Below are 22262 nucleotides of genomic sequence, written 5' to 3' on the forward strand. Positions count from 1 at the left end.
CCTTGATGAATGCCCGCCGTAGAACTTCCCGTAGCCGTCCCGCATTGTTTTCCATGAACGCTCTTGCCATTGTGCTGCGCGGGGTTCCAGCCGGCATCGCGCTGTCGAGCGTCGCGGTTGCGCCCACCAGCCATGCCGCCGACGCGCCGTCCGCCGTAGCCACGCCCACGGCCGCACCCGCGGTAGCACCGATGGCCTCACCCACCGCGCCGCAAACCGCATTCAAGGTATCGCCCGGCCCGCTCGGCACCGCGCTCGCCGACTTCGGCAGCCAGGCCGGCGTAACCGTGCAGCTCGACTCGCGGCTCGTGGAAGGGATGAAGACGCAAGGTATCGACGGCAGCTTCACGGTGCGTGGCGGCTTTGCGGCGCTACTCGCCGGCACCGGCCTCGACGTGAGCGAGAGCAGCCCCGGCGTGTTCCTGGTCCGCTCGCACCCTGCCGTCACGAGCGATGCACCGGATGCCACCACGCTTCCCGTGGTCAATGTATCCGCGCAGAGCGAGCAGAATCCGTATGGCCCGACCGCCGGTTACGTGGCCTACACGACAAGCTCGGCGACCAAGTCGGGCACGTCGATTCTCGAGGCGCCGCAATCGGTGTCGGTGGTGACGCGCGACCAGATGACCGAGCAGAACGCACAAACGCTGAACGCGGCGGTGCGCTACACGTCCGGCGTGACGGCGGAAACGCGCGGCGGCGTCGCCACGCGCTACGACCTGCTGACCGTGCGAGGTTTCGACGCCGACGCGTACTGGAACGGACTCAAGCAGATCGGCAACGGCATGTATGCGACTCCGCAACTCGATCCCTATCTGCTGGACCGGATCGAAGTGCTGAAGGGACCGGTTTCCGTGCTGTATGGTCAGGCGTCGGCAGGCGGCGTGCTCGATCAGGAAAGCAAACTGCCGACCCGCGCGCCGCTGCACGAAGTGGGTATCGAATTCGGCAACTACGGCCACAAGCAGGCGACCTTCGATTTCTCCGGTCCGCTCGATGCCGACGGCCGCTATCTCTACCGGCTGACCGCGCTCGCTCGCAGCGAGGATGGCCAGGTCAACACGACACGCAACGAACGCATCGCGATCGCGCCGTCGTTCACGTGGCGGCCCGACTCGAACACGTCGCTGACACTGCTCGCGCTTTACCAGCGCGATCCGCGCAGCACGTCATACGGCAGCGTGCCGCCGCAGGGCTCGACGCTGCCGAGTCCGTACGGCAAGTTGCCGAGCGACTTCTACGACGGCGACGTGAATTTCGAGCGCTTCAGCCGTACTCAGGAGTCGGTCGGCTACAAGTTCGAACACAAGCTCGATCCGAACTGGACGGTGCGCGCGAACGGCCGCTACTACCATATCGGCAACGACTACGCGAGCGTCTACAGCAACGGTCTTGAAGCGGACAACCGCACGCTGGACCGGGCCGCGATCGGGTCGACGGATCAGATGAACACGGTCGCGCTGGATAACCAGCTCGAAGGCAGGTTCTCGACGGGTCCGGTTCAACACACGGTGTTGACGGGCTTCGACTATCAGCACATGGCGAGCTCCTACCTGCTCGGCTACGGGGCCGCGCCGTCGCTCGACATTCTTGCTCCCGACTACTATCAGTCGATCACGGATCCGGCGCGCACGCTCACGCAAGTCCGCAGCAACCAGTTCGGCGTGTATGCGCAGGACCAGATGCGGTTCGACCACGTGGTGTTGACGCTCAGCGGACGCGAGGACTGGACCCATTCCAGTTCATTGACGCACGACAGCGGCAGCGGCACGCAGAGCGCACAGTCCGCACGTGCTTTCACGAAGCGCGCGGGCCTGACTTATGTATTCGACAACGGAATTGCGCCGTATGCGAGCTATACCGAGTCGTTCACGCCGCAGGCCGGCGTCGACGCGACCGGCAAGGCGTTCGATCCTGAACGCGCGCGACAGTACGAGATCGGCATCAAGTATCAGCCGAACAACTACGACGCGATGTTCACCGTCGCGCTGTTCGACCTGACGCGCAAGAACCTGCTCACCACCGACGCGAACAATCCGAATTTCCAGTCTCAGGCCGGCGAGGCGCGTTCGCGTGGCGTCGAACTGGAAGGGAAGATGAGCCTGACCGATTCGTTGAATGTCACGGCGAGCTACACGTACCTCGATACGAAGTACACGAAGGACAACAGCGGTTTGCAAGGGCAGTACCTGCCATCGGTGCCGCAGAATCAGGCTTCGCTGTGGGCTTACTACACGGAGCGTCGCGGCCCGCTCGCGGGGCTGTCGGCCGGCGCCGGCGTGCGCTACACAGGGCAGACCTACGCATACGACGACGCGTACAGGCTCAGCAGCTTTCTGCTCGTCGACGCTACGCTGCGTTACGACCTCGGTCATCTCGCGCCGCGTCTGAAGGGTTCGGAAATTTACGTGAACGCGCAGAACCTGCTGAACAAACGCTACGTTGCGTCGTGCTATTACTCGACGTGGTGCGCGTTCGGTTACGGCAGGCAGGTGTTTGCCGGGGCCAACTACCGTTGGTGATATGCGTCACGTCGATGCCGAAGTGGCCTGCCAGGCGCTCTGCACGTCATGGCGTTTCACGCTAACCTGTGCGAACCGTCGCGTATTGACGCGACTACCGTGCCACCGAACTTCGTCGTCAGGAACGCCATGACTCAACCGCTCAAAATCGATTTCGTTTCCGATATCGCGTGCCCGTGGTGCGCGATCGGCCTGTCCTCGCTTCAACTTGCGCTAACGCGTCTCGGCGACGCGGTCGACGCGCAGATTGCCGTGCATCCGTTCGAACTGAATCCGGATATGACGCCGGGCGGCGAGGCGATCGTCGATTATCTCGGCAAGAAATACGGGCGCACGCCCGAGCAGATCGCCGAAACCCAGGCGATGATCCGCGAGCGCGGCGAGAGCGTCGGGTTCGAGTTCGGTCCGCGTAGCTATGTGTACAACACGTTTGACGCGCACCGGCTGTTGCATTGGGCGGGCATAGAAGGCAAGCAGTTGCCGCTCAAGCAGGCGTTGCTGCGCGCCTATCACGGCGAGGGCAAGGACCCGAGCGACCCCGCTGTGCTGATCGAGGCGGCGCGCTCAGTCGGACTCGACGCGGACAAGGCGAGCGCCGTGCTGGAAAGCGGCGACTACGCGCAGGAGGTTCGCGCGGAAGAACGCCAATACCAGCAGATGGGGATTCAGTCGGTACCGTCGATCATCTTCAACGGCCGCTATCTGGTGACCGGCGGACAGCCGGTGGAAGCCTTCGAGCAGATCGTCCAGCAGGTTCTGGCCGAAGCGTAACGAATGGCGTTCAGCTCGCGGTGCGGGCTGGACGCAGCCACCGAAACGATAGCGCGTGCATCAGCCGGATCAATGCCCGTTGCAGTAGATGGCGGTGAGAATCAGCGGCACCACATCGCGCACGCCGGCCTCGCTGCCCGCGCCGCGCACACGCGTCTCGACCGACGAAGACGGCCCGGACACGACCACACCGTAAGTCGCGGACTTGATCGGCGTGCCGCTTCCCGGTTTGAACATTGGATCGTTCTGCTGATACCCGAAGACCGCATACACGTGAAACCCGAACGCGGTCAGATTGCTGCCGCGCGTGGGCCGAAACGCGTTGACCGAGTTTGCCTCGATGCGCATCGGCTTCGAATCGATCGACTGGTTGTCCAGCAGCGGCCCGATGAAGTCATGTGGACTCGATTGACAGTCCAGTTGCGGGTCGAGCGGGCCGGCATGGCAGGAGGCCGGGACGAACCCCACGCCCAGCGATGCAAGGACGGTCAGCATGTTCAGAACGGGCTGTTTCATCGTGGTCGCGTGCAAGGGTCTTCCTGAAGGAGCCTGCGCCGGGAAAGCGATCCAGAAAGCTCGCTGGTACGGACAGGCCGAGATACCACCATCCTACGGCGGATTCGCTCAGTCTGTTCGGTGACGATCAGATCGGTAAAAAGAGGCCGTGCGCGGTGCTGGCCGGAACGCCGACGCTAGCGCGCTTTGCCGCGACTGCTCTTTTTTGCGCCCGCTGTGCGCGGCGCGTCCTTGCCCGCGACGGCGCCGCCGCCGTTCATCTGTTCCAGCCACGACAAGGTGTCGACGTAGGACAAGAACTGCTGCAAATAGTCGGGCGACGACTCGCGCATCAGCGACAACGCGCGATGCACGAGGCTGTTGGAGTTCAGCGGACCCGCGTTGCCGGGCACCTGCTCCAGCGATTGGCGGAACTGTCGCTCGATGCGGACCTTCGACGAGATTTCGCGGAAGTATTCGAGCAGCGCCATTTCCGGGTACGCGGAGGGCGCGGTGGTTTGGCTGGCGATGTAGTCGATCAGGCCGGCGAGCGCGCTGTCGGTGGGCTCGGTGGACGTTGGCGCGTGGTGAGTGTCGGCCGCGCGTTCCAGGTCGTTGGCATAGGCCGTGAGCAATGCATCCAGCTTCGCGTCCAGCAGGCGGCGCGCTTCGCCTTCGTGAGCGGCCGTGCGTCGCTCCATCGCGTCGATGAAATGGAAGCGGACCGGATTCAGCCGATCGGCGCCGCGCTCGCGCCATGCTTCGAGCGTCGCCCGCGCTGCCGTGGTGAGCGCGGCGGCGTCCGTCACGCGATCCTCACCGCTTGTCTCACCGCTATTCACGAGGCTTCACCGCTGCATTCGACGGCCGCGGAATCGGCGCGATTTCCACGCGCCGGTTTTTCGCGCGACCCTGGTCGTCGGCATTCGAACTCACCGGCTGCTGCGAGCCGAACGCCGCGGCGAATAGCGAGCCGGCGGGCACGCCGTCGTCGATCAACGTGCGCGTCACGGTCAATGCGCGTTGGGCGGACAGCTCCCAGTTATCCGCAAAGCGACGGTTGGCTTCGCGCACCTGGCGGTCGTCGGTAAAGCCGCTCACCATCAGGATTTCGTCGCGTGCGTGCAGATAGGCGGACAGCGGACCGGCGAGGCTCTTCAGCACGTCGCGGCCCTCGGGCTGCAATTGGTCGGAATTCAGCGCGAACAACACGTTGCCGCTGATACCGATGCGGCCGTTCACCAGCGTCACGCGTCCGGCCGCGAGCGGTCCCGCCAGCGCCTGTTCGAGCGTCTTGCGGCGTTGCGCTTCCATCTGCCGCTGCTTGACCTCCTGTTCGAGCCGCGTCGACAGTTCCATCTGCACGCCGATCACGCCCACCAGGATCAGCACGAAAGCCCCGAGCAGCACCGACATCAGATCGCCGAACACAGGCCATATCGGCGCGACTGTTTCCACGCCGCCGTCGATGTCCTCGCTCATGCCGCATCCGCTCCGGCGGACGCGCGCCGGTCGGCGAGCTGTTGCAGGTCTTCGACGATCTGCTTCTGCGACATCATGCTCAGGTCGATCACTTCGCGAGCCTGCGCGACGTAGTACGCCATCTGTTCGTCGCTGCGGGTGAGGGACTTGTCCAGCGCGCCTTCAATGCGTTGCAGGTGCGCCGCGAGTTTGTCGTTCGATTCGCCGAACGATTGCACGGCGATGCCGAACGCCTCGCCGAGGCTCGCCACTTCGACCGCGCTGCCGGTCACCTGCGCCGCCACGGCGCCGAGCTTGCCGGTTTCGAGTTCGACCTTGGCCGTGAAGCCGGCGCCTACGCGTTCGAGCAGATCTGCGGACGTCGACACGAGCGCGTCGACCGCCGTGCGCTGTTCGGTCGATGCATGGTTGACGGCGTCGAGCAGTGTTTCCAGCGTGGCCAGCAGACGGCTGCGCTCTTCCAGCATCGCGGTGTCGCGGACCATGCTGTCGGAGAGCTTCTGACGCAATTCGGCGACCACTTCGGCCGCGGCCTTGGGCGCCTCCGACGCGGCCTGCACGAGCCGCGAGATTTCGGCGATCGTCGCGCCGGCGTGCGCCTGCGTTTGCGCCGAGATGTCGCGCGCGGTTTGGGCGAGCGTGTCGCAGATTTCCTGCTGACGGTTCGCGGTGCGGGTGCCGGCTTGCTCCCATTCCTTGCTCAGCGTCGTGGCCATCGAGCCGAGGGCTTCGGTCCATGCGGCAAGGCGTTGCTGGTCGCGTTCCGCGAGTTCGGCTTGCAGGCTCGCCGCAGCCTTCGGCGCTTCGGCGGCGGCTTGCACGAGGCGGTCGATTTCGGCGACCGTGCTGCTGGCGTGCGCCTGTGTTTGCGCGGAGATATCGCGCGCGGTTTGCGCGAGCATGTCGGAGATTTCCTGCTGACGGTTCGCGGTGCGGGTGCCGAATTCCTCCCACTGCCGGCCCAACGCGGCGGTGACTGAGCCCAGCGTGTCGCTCCACGCGGCTAGACGTTGCTCGTCGCGCGCGGCAAGTTCCGTCTGCAGGTTCGCATGCGACTGACCGACGGTGCTCAATAGCGCAGCAGCATGTCCTTCGAACGTCGCGGCGGCGGCGCAAAGCGCTTGCTCGTTATGAGCCGCGAGCGTCTCGCCGACGCTCTGCTGACGCGACAAGGCGTCGTTCCATGCTTGCGTCAGATTGCCCGCGGTCGCTTCGAGACGCGTGGAGACGCCGTCGAGCAGACTGGTCGAACGCTGTTCGAAACTCTCGGTGAATCGTTCGAGCGAACCGCGCAGATGGTCGGCATGCGCTTCGCTTGCGCGTTGCTGTCCGGCCAGCGCCTGATTCCAGATTTCGGCGACGTTCGTCGTGGCCGCGGTGAATCCGTTCGACAACCCGTCGAGTTGCTTTTGCACGGCCTGCGTGACCGTGTCGTGCAACGCGGCGCTCTCGCGGGCCAGCCCGGCCATCGTGGCTTCCATCACCGGCTGCAGGGTCGCGCTGGCGGTGCGGGCGCCTTCCGCGGCGGTGCGCGTGCTTTCGGCGACGCTGTCCTTCAACGACTGCGCAACCGACGTCGCGAGCCGCGTATAGGCCGCCTCTGCCTTGCCATGAAAAGCCTCCTGACTCGCGATCTGCCGTTCGTTCAGCGCGAGGCTCTGTTGTTCGATGGCGGCCATCATGCCCTGCAGACGATCGACCAGCACGGGCATCGCGTCGGCCTGCCGTTGCAGGAGCCGGAAGCTTTCTTCGCGCTGATGCGATTGCGAGTAGATGCGCAACGTCGTCGCGATCTTCACGTCGAGCAGTTGCGCTGCGTCGATCCGCTCGCGCCGGCACAGCGCGGACAACAACCCGAGCATCGCGGACGTGGCCACACCGGCGATCGACGTGCCGAACGCAAAACCCAGGCCCTTGACCGGCGCGGCCAGCGAAGCGCGGATCGCCTGCAGATCGGTCGCGCTTTCCAGCGCGATGCCGGTGCCGCGCAGCGTCGCCACCATCCCGAGGAGCGTGCCGAGCATGCCCAGCAGCACCAGCAAGCCGACCAGGTACGGCGTGAGCGCCGGTCCCGGCAACGCGACGCGCTCGCCTTCGACGCGCAAACGCACCGCATTGCGCAGACTCGGATGCAGGCGATCGAGCCACGCGCCGAGGCTCGGCGGCGGGCCGGGCAGCTCCGTGACGGCATGCGTGAGCGTGGCGGTGGCCTCGCTATAGCGTTTCAATTCGAACGCGCCGGCGAGATAGCAGACGCCGATCAACAGCGTGACGGCCAGCGCCAACGTATTCGAGCCGATATAACCGACAGCAATCCAGCCCGCAGCGGCCAGACCTACAACAAAAACAACCCAATTCGTCAAATGCTTGGACATAACGTCTCAATTAGCTGGTGCGAAGGGCGGCAAGCAACCCTTCGACCGGTTGTAAGCGAACATCCAGTTCGGCGAGCAACACGCTCTGCATATCCCTGCGAAACGCGTCCAGCCACGCGCCGGGTGTCGGCGCGGCGGCGCTTTTCGCGGCCGTGTCCGGTGCGTCTGCCGGGGCTTCCGCATCTGCGCTGGCTTCATAGGCCGCGAGCGACGCCTGTTCGGCATCGCGCAGCCGCTCGAAGTGCGGCGCGAGCAGGCCAGGCAGGGCTGCCAGCAGGCTTTGCTCGCGTGGTGCCAGCGCGCGCTCCATCACGGCGTCCACCACCGCGAGCCGGGCCATGCCGGGCGTCTTCGTCGCCAACATGCCGCGCAGACGGCCGCGCAGGTTGCCGATCGCGGTTTCCATCGACTGCTGGAGCGCGGTGTAGCGCTGACGGAACACCGCATAATCGACCGGCGCATCCGCCGGCGCGGCGGCCACGTTTGCATGCGGCGCCACGCGCGCGCCTGGGCGCCGTTTCGCGGCGCCGAGCACGCTGTCCCCGGCAATCGCATTCACCAGCGTGGTACGCACGCGGGCGCACTCGCTTTCCTGCTCCGGGCCGAATGCGCGTGCGCCGGAGGCGGCGACGGCCGGCGGCGCGCCGCTCAGCACCGTGGACAACGCAATCGCGTCGGTCCAGCCAAGCCACTGGCTGAGCCGGTCCGACAGCGATTGGCTGGATTCGGTCGCGTCGTTATCCGTCAGGCGAGCCAGTATGCGTATGAGCGCCGGGCCGCTGAGAGCTGTGCGCTGGGGGGCTTGCACGATACCACCAGATTCGAAAAAGTCAGCAGTTTACACGTCGGCGGACCGGGGGCCGTCGGATTGCCGATCGGGACGGCGTGCACAGGCGTTATTTCGAGGTGTTCGAGACGATTGGGTTGAAGAAGACGCGGCGAGGGTAAGCGGTTGGATTCAGGCGGTGGCGGGTTGCTGCTTTGCTAGTGCGAGGGTTACTCGCTGGCCGAGTCCGCCGTAACGTCCGATCCGCTGCTGTGCGCCGGCCGCTGCACCGCGCGCAACGTGCCGCTGGCGCCGCCGCCGCAGAAGAACTGCTCGCCGCCATCGGACTCGAGTCCCGACACGCCGACACCTGCCGGCATCTCGACACTTTCGATCACGTCGCCCGTTTGCGGATCGATGTGCCGCAACTCGCTGGCGTCGTCTTCCCAGGTGCCGTGCCACAGTTCGCCGTCGACCCATGTCACGCCGGTCACGAAGCGGTTCGATTCGATCGTGCGAAGGATCGCCCCGGTCTGCGGATCGATCTGATGAATCTTGCGCTCGCGATATTGACCGACCCATAACGTCCCTTCGGCCCATGCCATGCCCGAGTCGCCGCCTGCGCCGCCGGGGGCGCGGATCGTCGCGAGCACGTCGCCGCTGGCCGGATCGATCTTGTCGATGCGATCGCCGGCAATCTGGTACAGGTACTGCCCATCGAAGGCGGTGCCCGCGTGCGACGCGGCGTCGATCGAGCGCAGCATCTTGCCGCTTGCCGGGTCGAGTGCGTTCAGTTTGTCGCCCGTGGCGAACCACACTTGCTGGCCGTCGTAGGTGACGCCATGCACGCTGGCGATACCTGGAAAAGGCCCATATTCACGGAGGATGTTGGCGGCTGATCGTTTCATGGTGCGATCCTAATCGCGAGGCAAGACAGCGGGGAGTAACAAAGTCGTCGCGAATCCGGGCATCGGTGGCGTCATCCAGCGGCGCGCGCGGCCGCGGCCGAAGGATTGCACTTTGTCCGCGGCGGCCAGTGCGTCGAGCGCGCGCTGCACGGTGCGCTGGCTCGCGCCGAGCACGAGTGCGAGCGCCGAACTCGACCACGATTCACCGTCGGCGAGAAACGCGAGCAGCGCTGCGTGTTTGTCTTCGACCGGCTGCGCCAGCACCACCACGTGTAGCCCTTCGCGTGCCGCCAGTACGAAGCCGCTCCGCGTCGCGCTGACTTCGGCGAGTGTGCCGAGCATCGCGCGCAGCCGGCCGATTTCGACGCGCAAACGCGCGCGATGCGATTCGTCGGCATGTCTGGCCCGGAATGCACGTGCGACGAGTGTGTCGCGCGACACATCGTGCGGCCATGCCTCGGCAAGCGTTCGAGCGAGTGTGAACAGCACCGGGCGGCTCGCAAGCGCAATCACGGTGTCCGCATTGCGCACGACATAGCGGCATGCATCCACGACCAGCGTTGTCGAGCGCAGCAATGCCTCGACGTCTTCGAGCAGAAGCGGGCGTTCGTGCCCACGCTCGATCAGGCGCGCCGCAGGCGTTTCGAGCAGACGCGCCGCGCTTTCAACTTCGGCGATCAAGGCGGGAATGCCGGCCTGACGCGCGGCGCGGCCGGCCTGCGCGAGCGCGGTGCGGGCGAGACCGGTTTGCAAACGCCGCAGCGCGATCCCCGCGACGATCAGTTCATGCGCGGCTCGCAGCGCGGGCGGCACGCGCATCGGGTCGAGTGCGGCGAGCTTGCGTTCGGCGTCGTCGAGGCGGCCGAGCAGAAGCAGACGGCGTATTTCGAGGTAGCTTGCATGCGCGGCATTCACGCGGTCGCCGTGTGCTTCGAGCGTCGCACGCGCGGCGTCGAGGGTGGTGGGCGGCCACGCGAGGTCGCGCGAGGCGAGCGCGATTTCGGCTTCGGCGACGAGGCAACGGGCGCGAGCCGCCGCGTCGCGCGGACCGAACGCGTGCGCCGCGTCGCGCATCAGCGCCCGCGCGCGCACGAAGTCGCCGAGCTGGGCCATCGCGATGCCGCGCAGCGCGAGCGAGGAAGCGTCGTCGCGCAGTGCGACCCGCTTCAGCGCGCCGAGCGGATCGCCTTGGGCGAGCGCGCGGGCAGCCGCTGTGACTAGCGCGTCCATGGCCGTTTCGAATCCCGCCACACTTGTCACTCCCACCGTTCGAGGTCCGGAACTAATCTATCACGACCGACAACCCCAACGTCGTCCTGACAAACCAGCAGACGGCGAAGGACACCTAAGGAGCGATCATGATGACGACACACAAAACCGGCACGCGCGAAGAATGGCTGACGGCGCGGCTCGATCTGCTGAAAGCGGAGAAGGCGCTCACGCGTCGGAGCGACGAACTGGTGGCGCAACGGCAAGCATTGCCGTGGGTGCGGATCGACAAGTCGTACCGCTTCGAGACCGACGAGGGCCGCGCGTCGCTCGCCGAGCTTTTCAAAGGACGTTCGCAGCTTCTCGTGTATCACTTCATGTTCGGGCCGGACTACAAGGCGGGCTGCCCGTCGTGCTCGTCGATCGCAGACGGCTTCGACGGACTCGCGATTCATCTGGCGAATCACGATGTTACGCTGATGGCGATCTCGCGCGCGCCGCTGCCGAAGTTGCAGGACTACAAGCGGCGGATGGGCTGGACGTTTCCGTGGGCTTCGTCGAACGGCAGCGATTTCAACTTCGACTTCAACATCTCGTTCACCGAAGCGCAGCAGCGCGAAGGCAGCATCGAATACAACTACGAGCGCGGCGGCCACGCGATGGACGCGGCGGAGGTGCCCGAACCCGTCGCGCAGTTCGCGGACACCTGCGGCACCGATCCGGCAACGTACTCGCGCGACCGGCCGGGCCTGAGCACGTTCGTGCTGGAAGACGGCGTGGTTTATCACGCGTATTCCACTTACGCGCGCGGCGTGGATGGCATCTGGGGCATGTATCAATGGCTCGACCGCGCGCCGAAAGGGCGCAACGAGACGGGTGTCTGGTGGAAGCGTCACGACGAATACGAACGGCGCTGAGGCGGATCATGAGCGGCGTTAGCGCAATCGGCGAACGGATGGCTTCGCGGCGCGGGGCTTCGCAGCGCAGTTTCGTCGGCGTATCGGGTCTGCTGTTCGTGACCGGCGTCGCGGCGACGGTCTTATGTTGCACGTCGATGTCGACGATGAGCGGCATGCCGATGCCCGGCGGCTGGACCATGTCGATGGCGTGGCTGCGGATGTGCGGACAGACGTGGCGTGACGTCGCGGCGTCGTTCGTCGGCATGTGGGTCGTGATGACGGTGGCGATGATGCTGCCGTCGTTGATGCCGATGCTGTGGCGTTATCGCAAGGCCGTAAGCGCGGCGGGCGAGTCGCGTGTTGCGTGGCTCACCGTGATCGTGGGTGCAGGTTACTTCGCTGTGTGGACGGCGTTCGGTGTGCTCGCCTTTCCGCTGGGCGCCGCGCTGGCGTCGATGGAAATGCGGATGGCCGCGTTGGCGCGTGAGGTTCCGTTTGCGGTCGGCGTGGTCGTCGTAGTGTGTGGCGTGTTGCAGTTCACTGCGTGGAAGGCGCGGCGGCTCGCATGCTGCCGTGCATCGCCGATGTGTGGCGACCACATGCTGCCGACGTCGGCAGCGGCCTGGCGACACGGCGTGCAACTCGGGCTGCATTGCTGCTACTGCTGCGCTGGATTGACGACGATTCTGCTCGTCACCGGCGTGATGGACTTGCGGATCATGGGCGCGGTGACCGCCGCGATTACTGCCGAGCGTCTTCTGCCGCACGGCGAGCGGGTTGCTCGAGCGATCGGCGGTATAGCGATCGCGGCGGCCATGTTGATGCTCGTGCGAGCGTTGTAAGCTTCGTTGCGGACACGGCTTATCGAAACGAAAACCAACCACGCGGCTGATATCCGCATGCCGGCCCTCGTCGAATAGAAGGCCGGCATGTTCATCCGCGTGATTAACTCGCGTCGGCGTACTTCAACGTCCAGCTGAACGTGCGATTCGCTCCGCCCGTCAACGCGAACGGCAGCGTCGTGCAAGCGAAATTCGAGTGCAGTTGCCCGATCGGCGTTGTCGACAACGGATTGGTGACGCCGCCCGCCATCTCGAAGTTAGACAGCGCGCAGTTGTCGAAGCCCGTCGTGCCGTAACCCGTCGCACTGCTGCTCGCGCTGCTGTTCGCATAGCTGACCGACACACCGTCGCCGTTTGCCTTGGTGTTGGCGAAATCGGCGAACGACGTGAAGTCCGTCTCGACCGCGAGGTTGCCGGCGAGCGTGGCGGAGCTCAGCGTATCGGTTCGCGAGATCGTGCCTTTCGCGAAGGTCAGCACCGTGTGAACCTGCAGATCGAGGTCCGTCGTGTAAGCCGCATTCTTCGTGGCCTGTCTGAACTTGGCCGTATCGAACGACACCACGACCTGGCCATTGCTCTCCTGCACATTCAGATTCTTGTAGTACGTGACCGGAATGTAGGTTTTGCCGTTATAGGTGACCTGCGGAATCAGCAACGCGTAGCCCAGATCCGTCGTGCCGTAGATCAGCTTGTCGGAGAACGGCACCGGATAGTACGGCGTGAACGAGTTGTAGTCGGGTGCCTGGCTCAGATTGAGGTTGATCACGCGCTTGCCGTCGCGCACGGTGATCAGCGCCGCGTTATATGGGTGCGCCGTATCGCCGGGCTGGTTGTACCAGGTGAGCGTGTAATGCGGTTTTGCGTTCAGGTAAGTCTGCAGATCGGTGTCGGACATCGGCGCCTTGCCGCCGAAACCGAGCTTGCTCCACCATGCGTTCACATACATGTACTGATGCAACAGGCTGAAGTTCTCGCCCATCACGCGCGGTTTGCCGCGATACGTATCGGTGCCGCGACCCTTCACCCACATGTTCACCGACGGCGTCGGCAAGGTCGGGTCGTACCAGTACGTGTCGAAGCGATAAGCCGCTTTGTAGATGAACGCATAGGCGACCTGCATTTCCTGCGGCGTCAACACGCCCGCATTGGCGGCTGCGGTCAGCACTTCCATGAATGCCGAATCGCCGTACGGGCCGATCGAGCGGCCGTAATTGAAGCCCTGGCCGTTGGCGTTCAGTTGCGGCAGGATCAGATCGACCGACTTGCGCAAATACCCCTTCAATTCAGGCGTCAAATTCGCTTCGTTGCCCATCTCGAGGGTCCGCTCGGTCACTTCGCCGATCAGCAACGTGCTGTAGCGATCGAAGCGCGCCTGATCGTAATAGGTGGTGTGCGTGTTCGACGCTTCGTCGGAAAAGCCGCCCGACGAGTCGTTGCGAATGTGGTTGGTCAGCGTGTACAGCAGCGCGTCGCGCGCACCCATCGACGCAACCTTGGGGTCGGTCGTCGACGAAAAACTCAGGTTGCTCCAGCCGAGCTTCTGACGCAGTCCGGCAATCCCGTACGAGACCGCATAGTAGTTTTGCGCGGTATTGAGCGACGCGACGTCGATCGGCACGCCGGCAGCCGGGCACGTATTCGTTTTGCCGCTGGCGTCGGGGCCGAACATGTCGCAGAAGGTCAGACGGTTTTGCAACGTAGTCAGCATCGCGTCGCTGAACACTTCGTTGAGCATTCCGTGCGCCTTGAAGTTATTCAGCGCGACGAGGTAGTAGTACTCGCCCCAGGACGTGTTGGCATACAGGTAATTGGCGCCGTTCGGCGCCATCATCGCCGTCGTGATTTTCTGGTACGTGGCGAGGTAGTCCGCGTATTTCGGATCGCCCTTCGCTTTCATGTCGATCAGTATCCACGACAGGCCGAGTGCCAGCTTGCCGGGCAGGAATTTGTCGCCGGTGTTCGTGTCGAGTACGTGGACGGGGGTGCCGTCGCCGAGATCCATCACCACCTGCGTGAAATCAGGGGATTTCTTGATGAGATCGAACAGCGCTCTCATCTGTCCCATCATCGTGATGGGGACGCCCGCTGCTGCCTGAACACTCGTGTCCGGCGCGCCATAAACAATTCCGTTGAGGGAAACGGCGCCGCCGTGGGACGGGTCGTCCGCGACCGGTTGGGTAGGCGCGGCCGGGTCGCTGACTCCGCCGCCGCATGCACTGACGAGAAGGGCAGTCGCGAGTGTGCTGAGCACGAAGGCACGGGTCGTTCTTTTTGACGAAAGCATCTGTGTTGTCTCCGAATTTTGGATTTGATCGATGTCGAAAGCATCATTTGTTTTGAAGCCGTTCTGTTTCTGGTTGTCTCCTCCTTTGGCGAACCGGCGACTAGAACCTGGGGCGATGGGTTTTCACTCGAAAACGTTTGCGGCTTTTGCTTGTTTTCTCGTGGTGTAAAACAGCTTTTGATCGTTTATTTATCAGTTGTCATACAACAAAAGTCGCGAAATTTGCTGCGGTGCGTGTATTCGACTCAGTGTCGAGTCGCGCCTTAAAATCCATCCATTCGGGTTTACGCTTTACTGGACGGTTATTTCAACGAATCGACAGGCAAAGGAATACCCCGCGACGACTTTCGCGTTGTTTCAATTTCGATTACGGAAATATTCTGTAAGTCGTAGGAGATCATATCTCATTGAAAATGGCAAGTGAGGTATCTCCCTGTTGAAAGCGTGAGAGCCCGTCAAACTCGAAACCGATCGCGCCACTGCGAGAAATGTCCGTTTAGACTGTCCGCATGCTCATCGGACTTTTACCTTCCCATCACCTCCACGCGCACACTTTCTCCGTGCGCGGCAGGGTGTCGTCGGCGGCGCGGCGGGTGCGGCGCGAACCTCGCACGAACGGGCTCCGGTGACGCGCCGCATCCGGTGGACCCGCCCAATGTTCCTGTGTGCCGGAATGCTCGGCGGCCTGCATGGCGCATGGGCGGACGAAGCCAGCACCAACACCGTGTCGCTCTACGGCGTGTTCGATACCAGTGTCGAAGTGACCAACCCCGGTTCCGGCTGGGCCGCGCGCGTCGACTCGGGCGCGTATCGCGGCTCGCGTGTCGGACTGCGCGGCAGCGAACAGTTGAGTGGCGACACGTACCTCGTGTTCACGCTGGAAAACGGCTTCAGCAGTGCCGACGGCACGTTGCAAACCCCAGGCGTGCTGTTCAACCGGCAGGCGTGGATCGGCACGCGCAGCACGTGGGGCGAAGTGAGGGTGGGCCGTCAATACTCGCCGCTCTACATTCCGTTCAAAGGCAATCTCGATGCATTCGGCGCGGGCACGATCGCATCCGGACTCAACAATCTGTCGAAGATCACCCCGTATGCGAACAATGCGATTGCGTATCTGTCGCCGTCGATCGGTGGGTTCGATGCGACGGTGATGATGTCGACGCGCGATGCGTCGGAGAACGACGGCAGCGGTATCGACGGCTACTTCGTCACCGCCGCCTATCGGATCGAGTCGTTCAAGGTTTTATATGCGCGTCAGCAAACGCATGGCGCCGGCGCGTTGCGTGCGAATCTTGGCGGCGCGACGTATGCGGTGGACCGGTTCCGCGTCTGGCTCGCATTTTTCAACGGCGACGGCGGCAGCCCGTTTTATCACGGCGCAGGCGGCGCATTGTCCGCGCAATACGCGTTTTCGCCGCGCGCGCGGGCCTCGCTGGGTTATGCGCATGTGCGGGATTATTCCGGCGCGGGCGCGAGTGCCGATCAGTTCAGTGCCGCGCTCGAATACGACATGTCGCCGAAGCTGATGTTCTACTTCAGCGCCGCGTATCTCGCGAATCACGACCAGGCGAGTTTCACGCTACGCGGTGTGAACGTGACGGGTTTGCCGGTTGCGTATCCCGGCGCACCAGTCAAGGGAATGCAGCTCGGACTCCTGCAGCGGTTCTAACCCGCGCGTTTCGATTTCGCTTCGGGCAACATTTGATGCATCACTTCGCGAGTTCCGCGAACAACCAGTCCTGAAAACTATGCAGCTTCGGCAACTCCGCGCGCGACTTCAACAGGTTCAGCGTATAGCCGTGCACCGGTAAGCCGTCGAGACCGAACGGCGCCACCAGCCTGCCGGTTTCCAGTTCGCGTTGCGCGAGCAGCAGGCTTTCGAGGCAGACCCCGAGACCATCCACGGCCGCGCTGATCGCCATGAACGAGCGGTCGAAGCGTGGGCCGCGTCCGATATCGAGCCGCGTCTTGCGATGAAGACGCATCCAGTCGCGCCAGCCTACGAGGCACCCTTCGCTATGAATCAGCGGATGGTGCTGCAGATCCGCGACGCTATGCAGCGGATGCTCGCCTTCGAGGAACGCGGGCGAGCACAGCGGCACGATAGTTTCGGGCGGCAGTTCGAGCACCATCGTGCCGGCCGGTTGCAGTTTTCTCGGACCGTAGCGGATGTCGATATCCACCGCCTCCGAGATCAGATCCACCGCCGCCGATGACGCATTCAAGCGCACGTCGATATCCGGATGCGCGGCGCTGAAACGTGCGATACGCGGCATCAGCCATTGCGTCGCGAAACTCGGCGTGCAGTGAATCGTGAGGATGTCGCTCTTCGCGGCGCGGCCGATCTCGCGCGTCGCCGACGAAGAACTGGAAACCTATGGCAGCGACGACAGCCGGTGTCCTGCATGGCGAGCTACACGCCGAGAATTATGTGAATGGCGCACCGACCCATCTGGTGGAAGGCGCGTACTGATCGACGCGACCTCTAGTTCGTTGCCGACAAATATCCGACGATGCCGGACGGGAGAGTCACGCTCCCGAGCCGGATGTCGCGTCGCTTCCCGCTGTCATCCTTGATGGCACGCATGCACACAGCCTGGTTGCAGTTTCGCGACCGTTCCGTTCGCGCGATGCGATCTACGGCACAGACCATTTTTTCGCATTAGCATACGAGCGATGTCCAGTGCCGTCCGGTGCCCGATTCGCCGGACCATTGCCGCTGGAATGTCAACGTGCGCGGGTCGCGCAGAACGTCCCCCATCGCTATCGCAGGCTCACAACTGCGAATCCGCCGTCCGACGCTTTCCGAGCGGACAGCCGTCATCCATCCAAGCGCAATACCTGACCGAACCGTTGGTTGATATGAGGAATGTACGCACATCTGTGATTGCTGCCGTGCTCGTCGTCGAGCTGATTTTCGGCGCGTTTCTGCTGCTGCAAAAGAGTAGCCGTTCGGACGACGCCGACGGCGCGACGCGTGGCACCGTGATGGCCGCGACCGATCCGCGCTTCGGCGATAGCCATGTGACGGTGGGGAGCGTGGCCGTCACCGCGCAACCCGAGCCGCCGGCCAGCATGGCCGCGCAATTGCCGGCGAAGCCGGAAACGCCGCCTGATTTCAACGGGTCTACCGGTGTGAAAGCGCGCATCGCATCGCGTGGTGAAAACCGGCGTGACGGCATGTATCGCCACAGTTCGAATCCGGTGGCGCAGGCGTTGACGGACGAACTCGTGAAGGAGTCCGCGAAACTCGATCCGTCGTTGCCGCCGCCGGAGCTACCGGGTCGCGTTGTCGTGGAGCAACCTGGCCAGCCCGACACCTACCAGGCGAGCCGTAGCGATCCCTACCGTCCCGGCTCGAACCCGGTTGCTTCCGCGATGACGGAGCAACTGGTGAAGGAGTCCGCGAAACTCGATCCGGCGCTGCCGCCGCCGGACCCGAGCGGCGCGAAACCGGCATCGCCGTGAAGCGGGTGGCTCGAATCACGCCGCAACGACGTTCATTTCGACATCGATGTTGCCATGCACGGCCTTCGAATACGGGCAGATCTGATGAGCCGTATTCGCGAGTGCTTCGGCAACATGCTGTGCGAGTCCCGGCAAACGAACCGTGAAGTGCGCGCCGAGAAACCACGCGGAGCCGGTCTGCCCGATGTCGACCTGAATATCGACCGCAGCGTCGACCGGTAACTCTATCTTCTTCAGCGATGCCGCGATGCCGAGCGCGCCGATGTAGCACGCCGACCATGCGCCCGCGAACAACTGCTCGGCGCTCGGATGCGCGTCGACGGCGATGAACGAATAGTGCTCGCCGCCAGGCGCGGACAGCTTGATGTCGACCACACCGTGTTCGCCGCGTTGAGCGTCCGGTTCATGGTTGACGACGGTGTGAGTATTGCCCGAGAAGATAACTTTTTCGATCGTGGTCATGATGGATTCCTTTGCTGAAAATATGAGTTCGTGTGATACGTGTGCGCTCAAAGACGAACGACGTCGACAAGCGCATCGGCGAACGCCTTCGGCGCTTCCTGCGGCAAGTTGTGGCCGATGCCGCCTTCGATATTGCGGTGCTGGTACTTGCCGGTGAACTTCTTCGCGTAGGCCGCGGGTTCCGGATGCGGCGCACCATTCGCGTCGCCTTCCAGCGTGATCGTCGGAACCGGAATGGAAGGCGCGGTGGCGAGACGCGCTTCGAGTGCGTCGTATTGCGGTTCGCCCTGCGCGAGCCCGAGGCGCCAGCGGTAGTTGTGAATCACCACCGCGACATGGTCAGGATTGTTGAACGACTCGGCGGAACGGTCGAAGGTCGCATCGTCGAAATTCCATTTGGGCGACGCGAGACGCCAGATCAGCTTGTTGAAGTCGTGACGGTTCGCTTCATAACCGGCGTAGCCACGCTCCGTTGCGAAATAGAACTGGTACCACCACGCGAGTTCGGCTTTCGGCGGCAGCGGCTTTTTGTTCGCTTCCTGACTGCCGATCAGATAACCGCTCACCGACACCATCGCCTTGCATCGTTCCGGCCACAACGCCGCAATGATGTTCACCGTGCGCGCGCCCCAGTCGAAGCCGCCGAGGATCGCCTTGTCGATCTTCAACGCATCCATCAACGCGATCACGTCGACGGCGACAACCGCCTGCTGGCCGTTGCGGGGCGTGTCCGCGGAGAGGAAGCGCGTGGTCCCGTAACCGCGCAGATACGGCACGATCACCCGGTAGCCGGCGGCAGCCAGCAACGGCGTGACTTCGACGAAGCTGTAGATATCGTACGGCCAGCCGTGCAGCAGGATCACGACCGGGCCGTTGCGCGGGCCGGCTTCCGCGTAGCCCATGCTGAGCGTGCCGATGTCGACCTGGCGAAGATGCTCGAACGACGTGGGATGCGTGGCCGCTGCGTTCGCCGTCGCGCCGTTCGACTGCGCGTTGGCGAGTCCGCTCAGGCCCAACTCCATCAAACTGATACCCGCAACCGTCGTCCCGAGCAGACGACGACGGCGAAGATTGATCTGATCCGACATCGTTGATTCTCCTTAAAGATTGACTACACAGATACGCCGACCGATCCTTACGCGCTTGCGATGAGCGCCGATCGGCCTCAGGGCTTGGCGTAGATCGAGTTCGGACCGAATGCATCCGTGGCGGCCGCGCGTGAACCCGATGCGGACGTGCCGGCGCTCGACGAGCCATACGACGATGCGGAAGCGTTGCTCCGGTTGTTCAGCCGCGCTTCGGCGGCTTCGAGGTTCTGCGGGTAGTGCAGATCGTCGGTGCCGACTTTGTACCCGGCCTTTTGCAGTTCGATCAGTTGCGCGCGCACGTCGGCTCGCGAAAGCGGTGCATTGGATTGTGCGAACGACAAAGCCGGCAGAGCGAGCGCAGCGGCGACCATCAGCGATTGAACGAGTTTCATGATTTCCACCTCAGAGAGAGTTTGCGCAAACGCCTTTATGCAGGTGGCGTTTGCGATGCCAGACCGTCTGGCGTGGAAGTATTAAAACTCTCTGACGTATCTGGCTTGTGTCTGGAAAGAGGGGCCAGTGAAACGTTATGTATTTATCTACGGCGCAGATACATTGAGATACACAACGGGTGTTTGTGCAATCGACTCAAGGATGAGGAGTGGGTTGCGCGCGCTTCAACACGAGCCGCGCTTCGAGGCCGCCGTCGGGCCGGTTATGCAGCGACAGTGTGGCGTCCATCGCCAGCGCGAGTTGCCGCGCGATTGCGAGACCCAGACCGGTGCCGCCGGTTCCGCGATTGCGCGATCCTTCGAGCCGGTAGAACGGTTCGAACACCGCTTTCAGTGATTCCACCGGAATCCCCGGCCCACGATCGAGCACCGCGACCGTCACGTCGCCGCCCGGCGCCGCGGCCACGCGGATCTCGGCCGAGCCGCCGAACTTCAGCGCGTTATCGGCGAGATTGCCGACGATCCGCTTCAATGCCTGAGGCCGCGTGATCAACGGCGCGTCGATGCGCCCGTGCAGCGTGACGTCCTTGCCGGCATCGACGTAATCGAAGACCAGGCTGTCGAACAGCGCGTCCGGATCGATGCGCAACGGCGCTTCACTGGCGCCGTGCATCGTGCGCGCGTAGGTCACGCCTTCCTTGACCATCGTTTCCATTTCCTGCAGGTCCTGTTGCAGCCGCGCGCCTTGTGCGCTGTCGTCCATCACGTCGACGCGCAAACGCATCCGCGTGATCGGCGTTTGCAGATCGTGTGAGATCGCCGCAAGAATCTGCAAGCGCTCGGTCATCACCATCCTGATGCGTTCCTGCATCGCGTTGAATGCACGCGCCGCGCGTGCTACTTCGTCCGGTCCGTTTTCGGGCAGGCGCTCGGCCTTCAGGTCGGGACCGAGCGCGTCGGCCGCGCGCGCGAGCTGGCTCAGCGGGCGCGTGGCGAGGCGCACGGCCAGCCAGCAGCAGGCGACCAGCACGACCAGTTGCAGCACCAGCACCACCGACAACCACGGCGACAGCGGCGCGTTCGGCATCGGGTGATAGTCGATCGTGAGCGGCGTGCCGTCGCTCAATTGCAGATGAACCTGCAAGCGGTCCGGGTCGCCCGGCACCGCATTGGCCGTGAGCGGATAGCGTTTGCCGATGCCGTCCGCGATGGATTGCGCGACGCGTTCCGAGAGCTTCGCATCCGGCGGCGCGCCGGCGACGCCTGGGCTCAGAACGAACGTATAAGTGCGCCGCGCGAGTCGCGGCAGCCACGCGGCGCGTTCGTCGGCCGGCAAATGATCGAGCAGCGCGACGGAGCTCGTCACCTCGCGTTCGATGTAACCCATCATCACGTTGGTCATGGTCTGGTCGCGCTCGGTTCGGGTGAGCCAGACCGACAGCGTTTGCACCAGCGCGAGACTGACGAACAGGATCAGCGCGAGCCGCGCGAAGAGCGTGCGCGGCCAGTTCCAGTGCCAATCCCAATTGAGCAGCGCATTTGCATTCGCTTTCATGAGTCGCCTTCCAGCATGATCACTGCTGCTGAGAAAACGTAGCCCTCGCTACGCAATGTCTTGATGTAGCGCGGTTCGCGGGCGGTGTCCTGCAGGCGCTGCCGCAAGCGGCTCACCAGCAGATCGATCGAGCGGTCGAACGCGTCGGCCTGGCGGCCTTGCGTCAGATTGAGCAGTTGATCGCGCGTCAACACCCGTTGTGGATGATCGAGGAACACGCGCAGCAAGCGGTACTCGGCGCCGCTCAACGCGACCATCGTGCCTTGCGCGTCGAGCAGATGACGCGCGGTGGTGTCGAGCCGCCAATCGCCGAAGCCGATCATCGGCGCGCTCTCCGTCACCTGCATGCCGGGCGGCAGCATGCGCGCGCGGCGCAACACCGAGCGGATGCGCGCGAGCAACTCACGCACGGCGAACGGTTTGGCCAGGTAATCGTCGGCGCCCATTTCCAGTCCGACGATCCGGTCGGTCTCTTCGCTGCGCGCGGTCAGCATCAGTACCGGCACCGCGCGGAACTTGCCGGCGCGCAGTTCGCGGCACAACACGAGGCCGTCTTCGCCGGGCAGCATCAGATCGAGCACGATCAGATCCGGCGCGCCCTGTTCCAGCACCGTGCGCATCTGCCGGCCGTTCGCGGCCAGCGACACGCGCATGCCGTTCTTCTCGAGATAGGTGGCGAGCAGTTCGCGGATGCCGCGATCGTCGTCGACGATCAGCACGTGATCGGTGTTTTCCATCAATGAC

The 22262-nt window shown here is 63.9% G+C and carries 20 protein-coding genes; 6 read left to right on the forward strand and 14 right to left on the reverse strand.

What is annotated here, in order from left to right; genetic code table 11:
* Positions 1 to 53: 53 nt before the first annotated feature.
* Positions 54 to 2522 (forward strand): TonB-dependent siderophore receptor, encoded by a 2469-nt coding sequence (locus PQQ51_RS15800; RefSeq protein ID WP_408497724.1) that lies wholly within the window; start codon positions 54 to 56, stop codon positions 2520 to 2522.
* Between the two features lie 129 nt (positions 2523 to 2651).
* Positions 2652 to 3293 carry a DsbA family oxidoreductase gene (locus PQQ51_RS15805; protein ID WP_408497725.1) on the forward strand — a complete coding sequence of 214 codons (642 nt, stop codon included), beginning with the start codon at positions 2652 to 2654 and terminating at the stop codon, positions 3291 to 3293.
* Positions 3294 to 3362: 69 nt separating this feature from the next.
* Here the strand turns inward: PQQ51_RS15805 and PQQ51_RS15810 are convergent, their stop codons facing one another.
* The 7 genes from PQQ51_RS15810 to PQQ51_RS15840 all read right to left on the reverse strand — a co-directional run bounded on the left by PQQ51_RS15810 (position 3363) and on the right by PQQ51_RS15840 (position 10549).
* Positions 3363 to 3809, reverse strand: a complete 447-nt coding sequence (locus tag PQQ51_RS15810) for a hypothetical protein (RefSeq protein WP_408497726.1) — start codon at positions 3807 to 3809, stop codon at positions 3363 to 3365.
* 176 nt (positions 3810 to 3985) lie between these two features.
* The gene (locus PQQ51_RS15815; protein WP_408497727.1) at positions 3986 to 4630 is read right to left on the reverse strand and encodes a DUF2894 domain-containing protein; all 645 of its coding nucleotides are present in this window, start codon (positions 4628 to 4630) and stop codon (positions 3986 to 3988) included.
* Complete coding sequence (locus PQQ51_RS15820; RefSeq protein ID WP_408497728.1) at positions 4623 to 5270, reverse strand: OmpA family protein; 648 nt, start codon at positions 5268 to 5270, stop codon at positions 4623 to 4625. Before PQQ51_RS15820 ends, PQQ51_RS15815 begins: the two co-directional genes overlap by 8 nt.
* Positions 5267 to 7645, reverse strand: coding sequence for a DUF802 domain-containing protein (locus tag PQQ51_RS15825; protein ID WP_408497729.1), 2379 nt, complete (start codon positions 7643 to 7645; stop codon positions 5267 to 5269). The genes PQQ51_RS15820 and PQQ51_RS15825 overlap by 4 nt, the downstream gene beginning before the upstream one ends.
* A gap of 10 nt (positions 7646 to 7655) precedes the next feature.
* A complete protein-coding gene (locus PQQ51_RS15830; RefSeq protein WP_408497847.1) occupies positions 7656 to 8456 on the reverse strand; it encodes a DUF3348 domain-containing protein in 801 nt (266 codons plus the stop codon).
* Positions 8457 to 8641: 185 nt separating this feature from the next.
* The gene (locus PQQ51_RS15835) at positions 8642 to 9319 is read right to left on the reverse strand and encodes a Vgb family protein (RefSeq protein WP_408497730.1); all 678 of its coding nucleotides are present in this window, start codon (positions 9317 to 9319) and stop codon (positions 8642 to 8644) included.
* 9 nt (positions 9320 to 9328) lie between these two features.
* On the reverse strand, positions 9329 to 10549 hold the full coding sequence (locus PQQ51_RS15840) for a helix-turn-helix domain-containing protein (RefSeq protein WP_408497731.1): 1221 nt from the start codon (positions 10547 to 10549) through the stop codon (positions 9329 to 9331).
* 131 nt (positions 10550 to 10680) lie between these two features.
* On the opposite strand from PQQ51_RS15840, the gene PQQ51_RS15845 reads away from it, so the two are divergent.
* Entirely contained in the window at positions 10681 to 11445 is a 765-nt protein-coding gene (locus PQQ51_RS15845) for a DUF899 domain-containing protein (RefSeq protein WP_408497848.1), read from the forward strand.
* A gap of 8 nt (positions 11446 to 11453) precedes the next feature.
* Positions 11454 to 12269 (forward strand): DUF2182 domain-containing protein, encoded by an 816-nt coding sequence (locus PQQ51_RS15850; RefSeq protein ID WP_408497732.1) that lies wholly within the window; start codon positions 11454 to 11456, stop codon positions 12267 to 12269.
* 103 nt (positions 12270 to 12372) lie between these two features.
* Here PQQ51_RS15850 and PQQ51_RS15855 read toward each other — a convergent pair whose 3' ends face one another.
* On the reverse strand, positions 12373 to 14553 hold the full coding sequence (locus tag PQQ51_RS15855) for a hypothetical protein (protein WP_408497733.1): 2181 nt from the start codon (positions 14551 to 14553) through the stop codon (positions 12373 to 12375).
* Between the two features lie 655 nt (positions 14554 to 15208).
* Between PQQ51_RS15855 and PQQ51_RS15860 the strand changes: the two genes are divergently transcribed.
* Positions 15209 to 16222: a porin gene (locus PQQ51_RS15860; RefSeq protein ID WP_408497734.1), complete on the forward strand. Its 1014-nt coding sequence runs from the start codon at positions 15209 to 15211 to the stop codon at positions 16220 to 16222.
* Between the two features lie 40 nt (positions 16223 to 16262).
* Here the strand turns inward: PQQ51_RS15860 and PQQ51_RS15865 are convergent, their stop codons facing one another.
* Positions 16263 to 16898 carry a LysR substrate-binding domain-containing protein gene (locus PQQ51_RS15865; protein WP_408497849.1) on the reverse strand — a complete coding sequence of 212 codons (636 nt, stop codon included), beginning with the start codon at positions 16896 to 16898 and terminating at the stop codon, positions 16263 to 16265.
* 538 nt (positions 16899 to 17436) lie between these two features.
* Here PQQ51_RS15865 and PQQ51_RS15870 point away from each other — a divergent pair.
* Positions 17437 to 18021, forward strand: a complete 585-nt coding sequence (locus PQQ51_RS15870; RefSeq protein ID WP_408497735.1) for a hypothetical protein — start codon at positions 17437 to 17439, stop codon at positions 18019 to 18021.
* Between the two features lie 15 nt (positions 18022 to 18036).
* On the opposite strand, the gene PQQ51_RS15875 is transcribed toward PQQ51_RS15870, so the two are convergent.
* From PQQ51_RS15875 to PQQ51_RS15895, 5 genes are all read right to left on the reverse strand, one after another.
* Positions 18037 to 18483 carry an Ohr family peroxiredoxin gene (locus PQQ51_RS15875; RefSeq protein WP_408497736.1) on the reverse strand — a complete coding sequence of 149 codons (447 nt, stop codon included), beginning with the start codon at positions 18481 to 18483 and terminating at the stop codon, positions 18037 to 18039.
* A 47-nt stretch (positions 18484 to 18530) separates the two neighbouring features.
* Entirely contained in the window at positions 18531 to 19571 is a 1041-nt protein-coding gene (locus PQQ51_RS15880) for an alpha/beta fold hydrolase (protein ID WP_408497737.1), read from the reverse strand.
* A 77-nt stretch (positions 19572 to 19648) separates the two neighbouring features.
* Positions 19649 to 19963 (reverse strand): DUF4148 domain-containing protein, encoded by a 315-nt coding sequence (locus PQQ51_RS15885; RefSeq protein ID WP_408497738.1) that lies wholly within the window; start codon positions 19961 to 19963, stop codon positions 19649 to 19651.
* Between the two features lie 196 nt (positions 19964 to 20159).
* Positions 20160 to 21518: an ATP-binding protein gene (locus PQQ51_RS15890; RefSeq protein WP_408497739.1), complete on the reverse strand. Its 1359-nt coding sequence runs from the start codon at positions 21516 to 21518 to the stop codon at positions 20160 to 20162.
* Positions 21515 to 22255, reverse strand: coding sequence for a response regulator (locus PQQ51_RS15895; protein WP_408497740.1), 741 nt, complete (start codon positions 22253 to 22255; stop codon positions 21515 to 21517). Before PQQ51_RS15895 ends, PQQ51_RS15890 begins: the two co-directional genes overlap by 4 nt.
* Positions 22256 to 22262: the final 7 nt, after the last annotated feature.

This window comes from Paraburkholderia xenovorans (genome assembly GCF_046030735.1).
GTDB classification, from domain to species: domain Bacteria; phylum Pseudomonadota; class Gammaproteobacteria; order Burkholderiales; family Burkholderiaceae; genus Paraburkholderia; species Paraburkholderia xenovorans_A.

What these genes read in the sequence shown, in the direction of transcription:
- PQQ51_RS15890 (WP_408497739.1), bottom strand. Translation starts at nt 21,518, where the DNA reads ATGAAAGCGAATGCAAATGCGCTGCTCAATTGGGATTGGCACTGGAAC.
- PQQ51_RS15860 (WP_408497734.1), top strand. Translation starts at nt 15,209, where the DNA reads ATGTTCCTGTGTGCCGGAATGCTCGGCGGCCTGCATGGCGCATGGGCG.
- PQQ51_RS15855 (WP_408497733.1), bottom strand. Translation starts at nt 14,553, where the DNA reads ATGCTTTCGTCAAAAAGAACGACCCGTGCCTTCGTGCTCAGCACACTC.
- PQQ51_RS15850 (WP_408497732.1), top strand. Translation starts at nt 11,454, where the DNA reads ATGAGCGGCGTTAGCGCAATCGGCGAACGGATGGCTTCGCGGCGCGGG.
- PQQ51_RS15820 (WP_408497728.1), bottom strand. Translation starts at nt 5,270, where the DNA reads ATGAGCGAGGACATCGACGGCGGCGTGGAAACAGTCGCGCCGATATGG.
- PQQ51_RS15880 (WP_408497737.1), bottom strand. Translation starts at nt 19,571, where the DNA reads ATGTCGGATCAGATCAATCTTCGCCGTCGTCGTCTGCTCGGGACGACG.
- PQQ51_RS15895 (WP_408497740.1), bottom strand. Translation starts at nt 22,255, where the DNA reads ATGGAAAACACCGATCACGTGCTGATCGTCGACGACGATCGCGGCATC.
- PQQ51_RS15840 (WP_408497731.1), bottom strand. Translation starts at nt 10,549, where the DNA reads ATGGACGCGCTAGTCACAGCGGCTGCCCGCGCGCTCGCCCAAGGCGAT.
- PQQ51_RS15845 (WP_408497848.1), top strand. Translation starts at nt 10,681, where the DNA reads ATGACGACACACAAAACCGGCACGCGCGAAGAATGGCTGACGGCGCGG.
- PQQ51_RS15885 (WP_408497738.1), bottom strand. Translation starts at nt 19,963, where the DNA reads ATGAAACTCGTTCAATCGCTGATGGTCGCCGCTGCGCTCGCTCTGCCG.
- PQQ51_RS15825 (WP_408497729.1), bottom strand. Translation starts at nt 7,645, where the DNA reads ATGTCCAAGCATTTGACGAATTGGGTTGTTTTTGTTGTAGGTCTGGCC.
- PQQ51_RS15800 (WP_408497724.1), top strand. Translation starts at nt 54, where the DNA reads ATGAACGCTCTTGCCATTGTGCTGCGCGGGGTTCCAGCCGGCATCGCG.
- PQQ51_RS15805 (WP_408497725.1), top strand. Translation starts at nt 2,652, where the DNA reads ATGACTCAACCGCTCAAAATCGATTTCGTTTCCGATATCGCGTGCCCG.
- PQQ51_RS15810 (WP_408497726.1), bottom strand. Translation starts at nt 3,809, where the DNA reads ATGAAACAGCCCGTTCTGAACATGCTGACCGTCCTTGCATCGCTGGGC.
- PQQ51_RS15875 (WP_408497736.1), bottom strand. Translation starts at nt 18,483, where the DNA reads ATGACCACGATCGAAAAAGTTATCTTCTCGGGCAATACTCACACCGTC.
- PQQ51_RS15835 (WP_408497730.1), bottom strand. Translation starts at nt 9,319, where the DNA reads ATGAAACGATCAGCCGCCAACATCCTCCGTGAATATGGGCCTTTTCCA.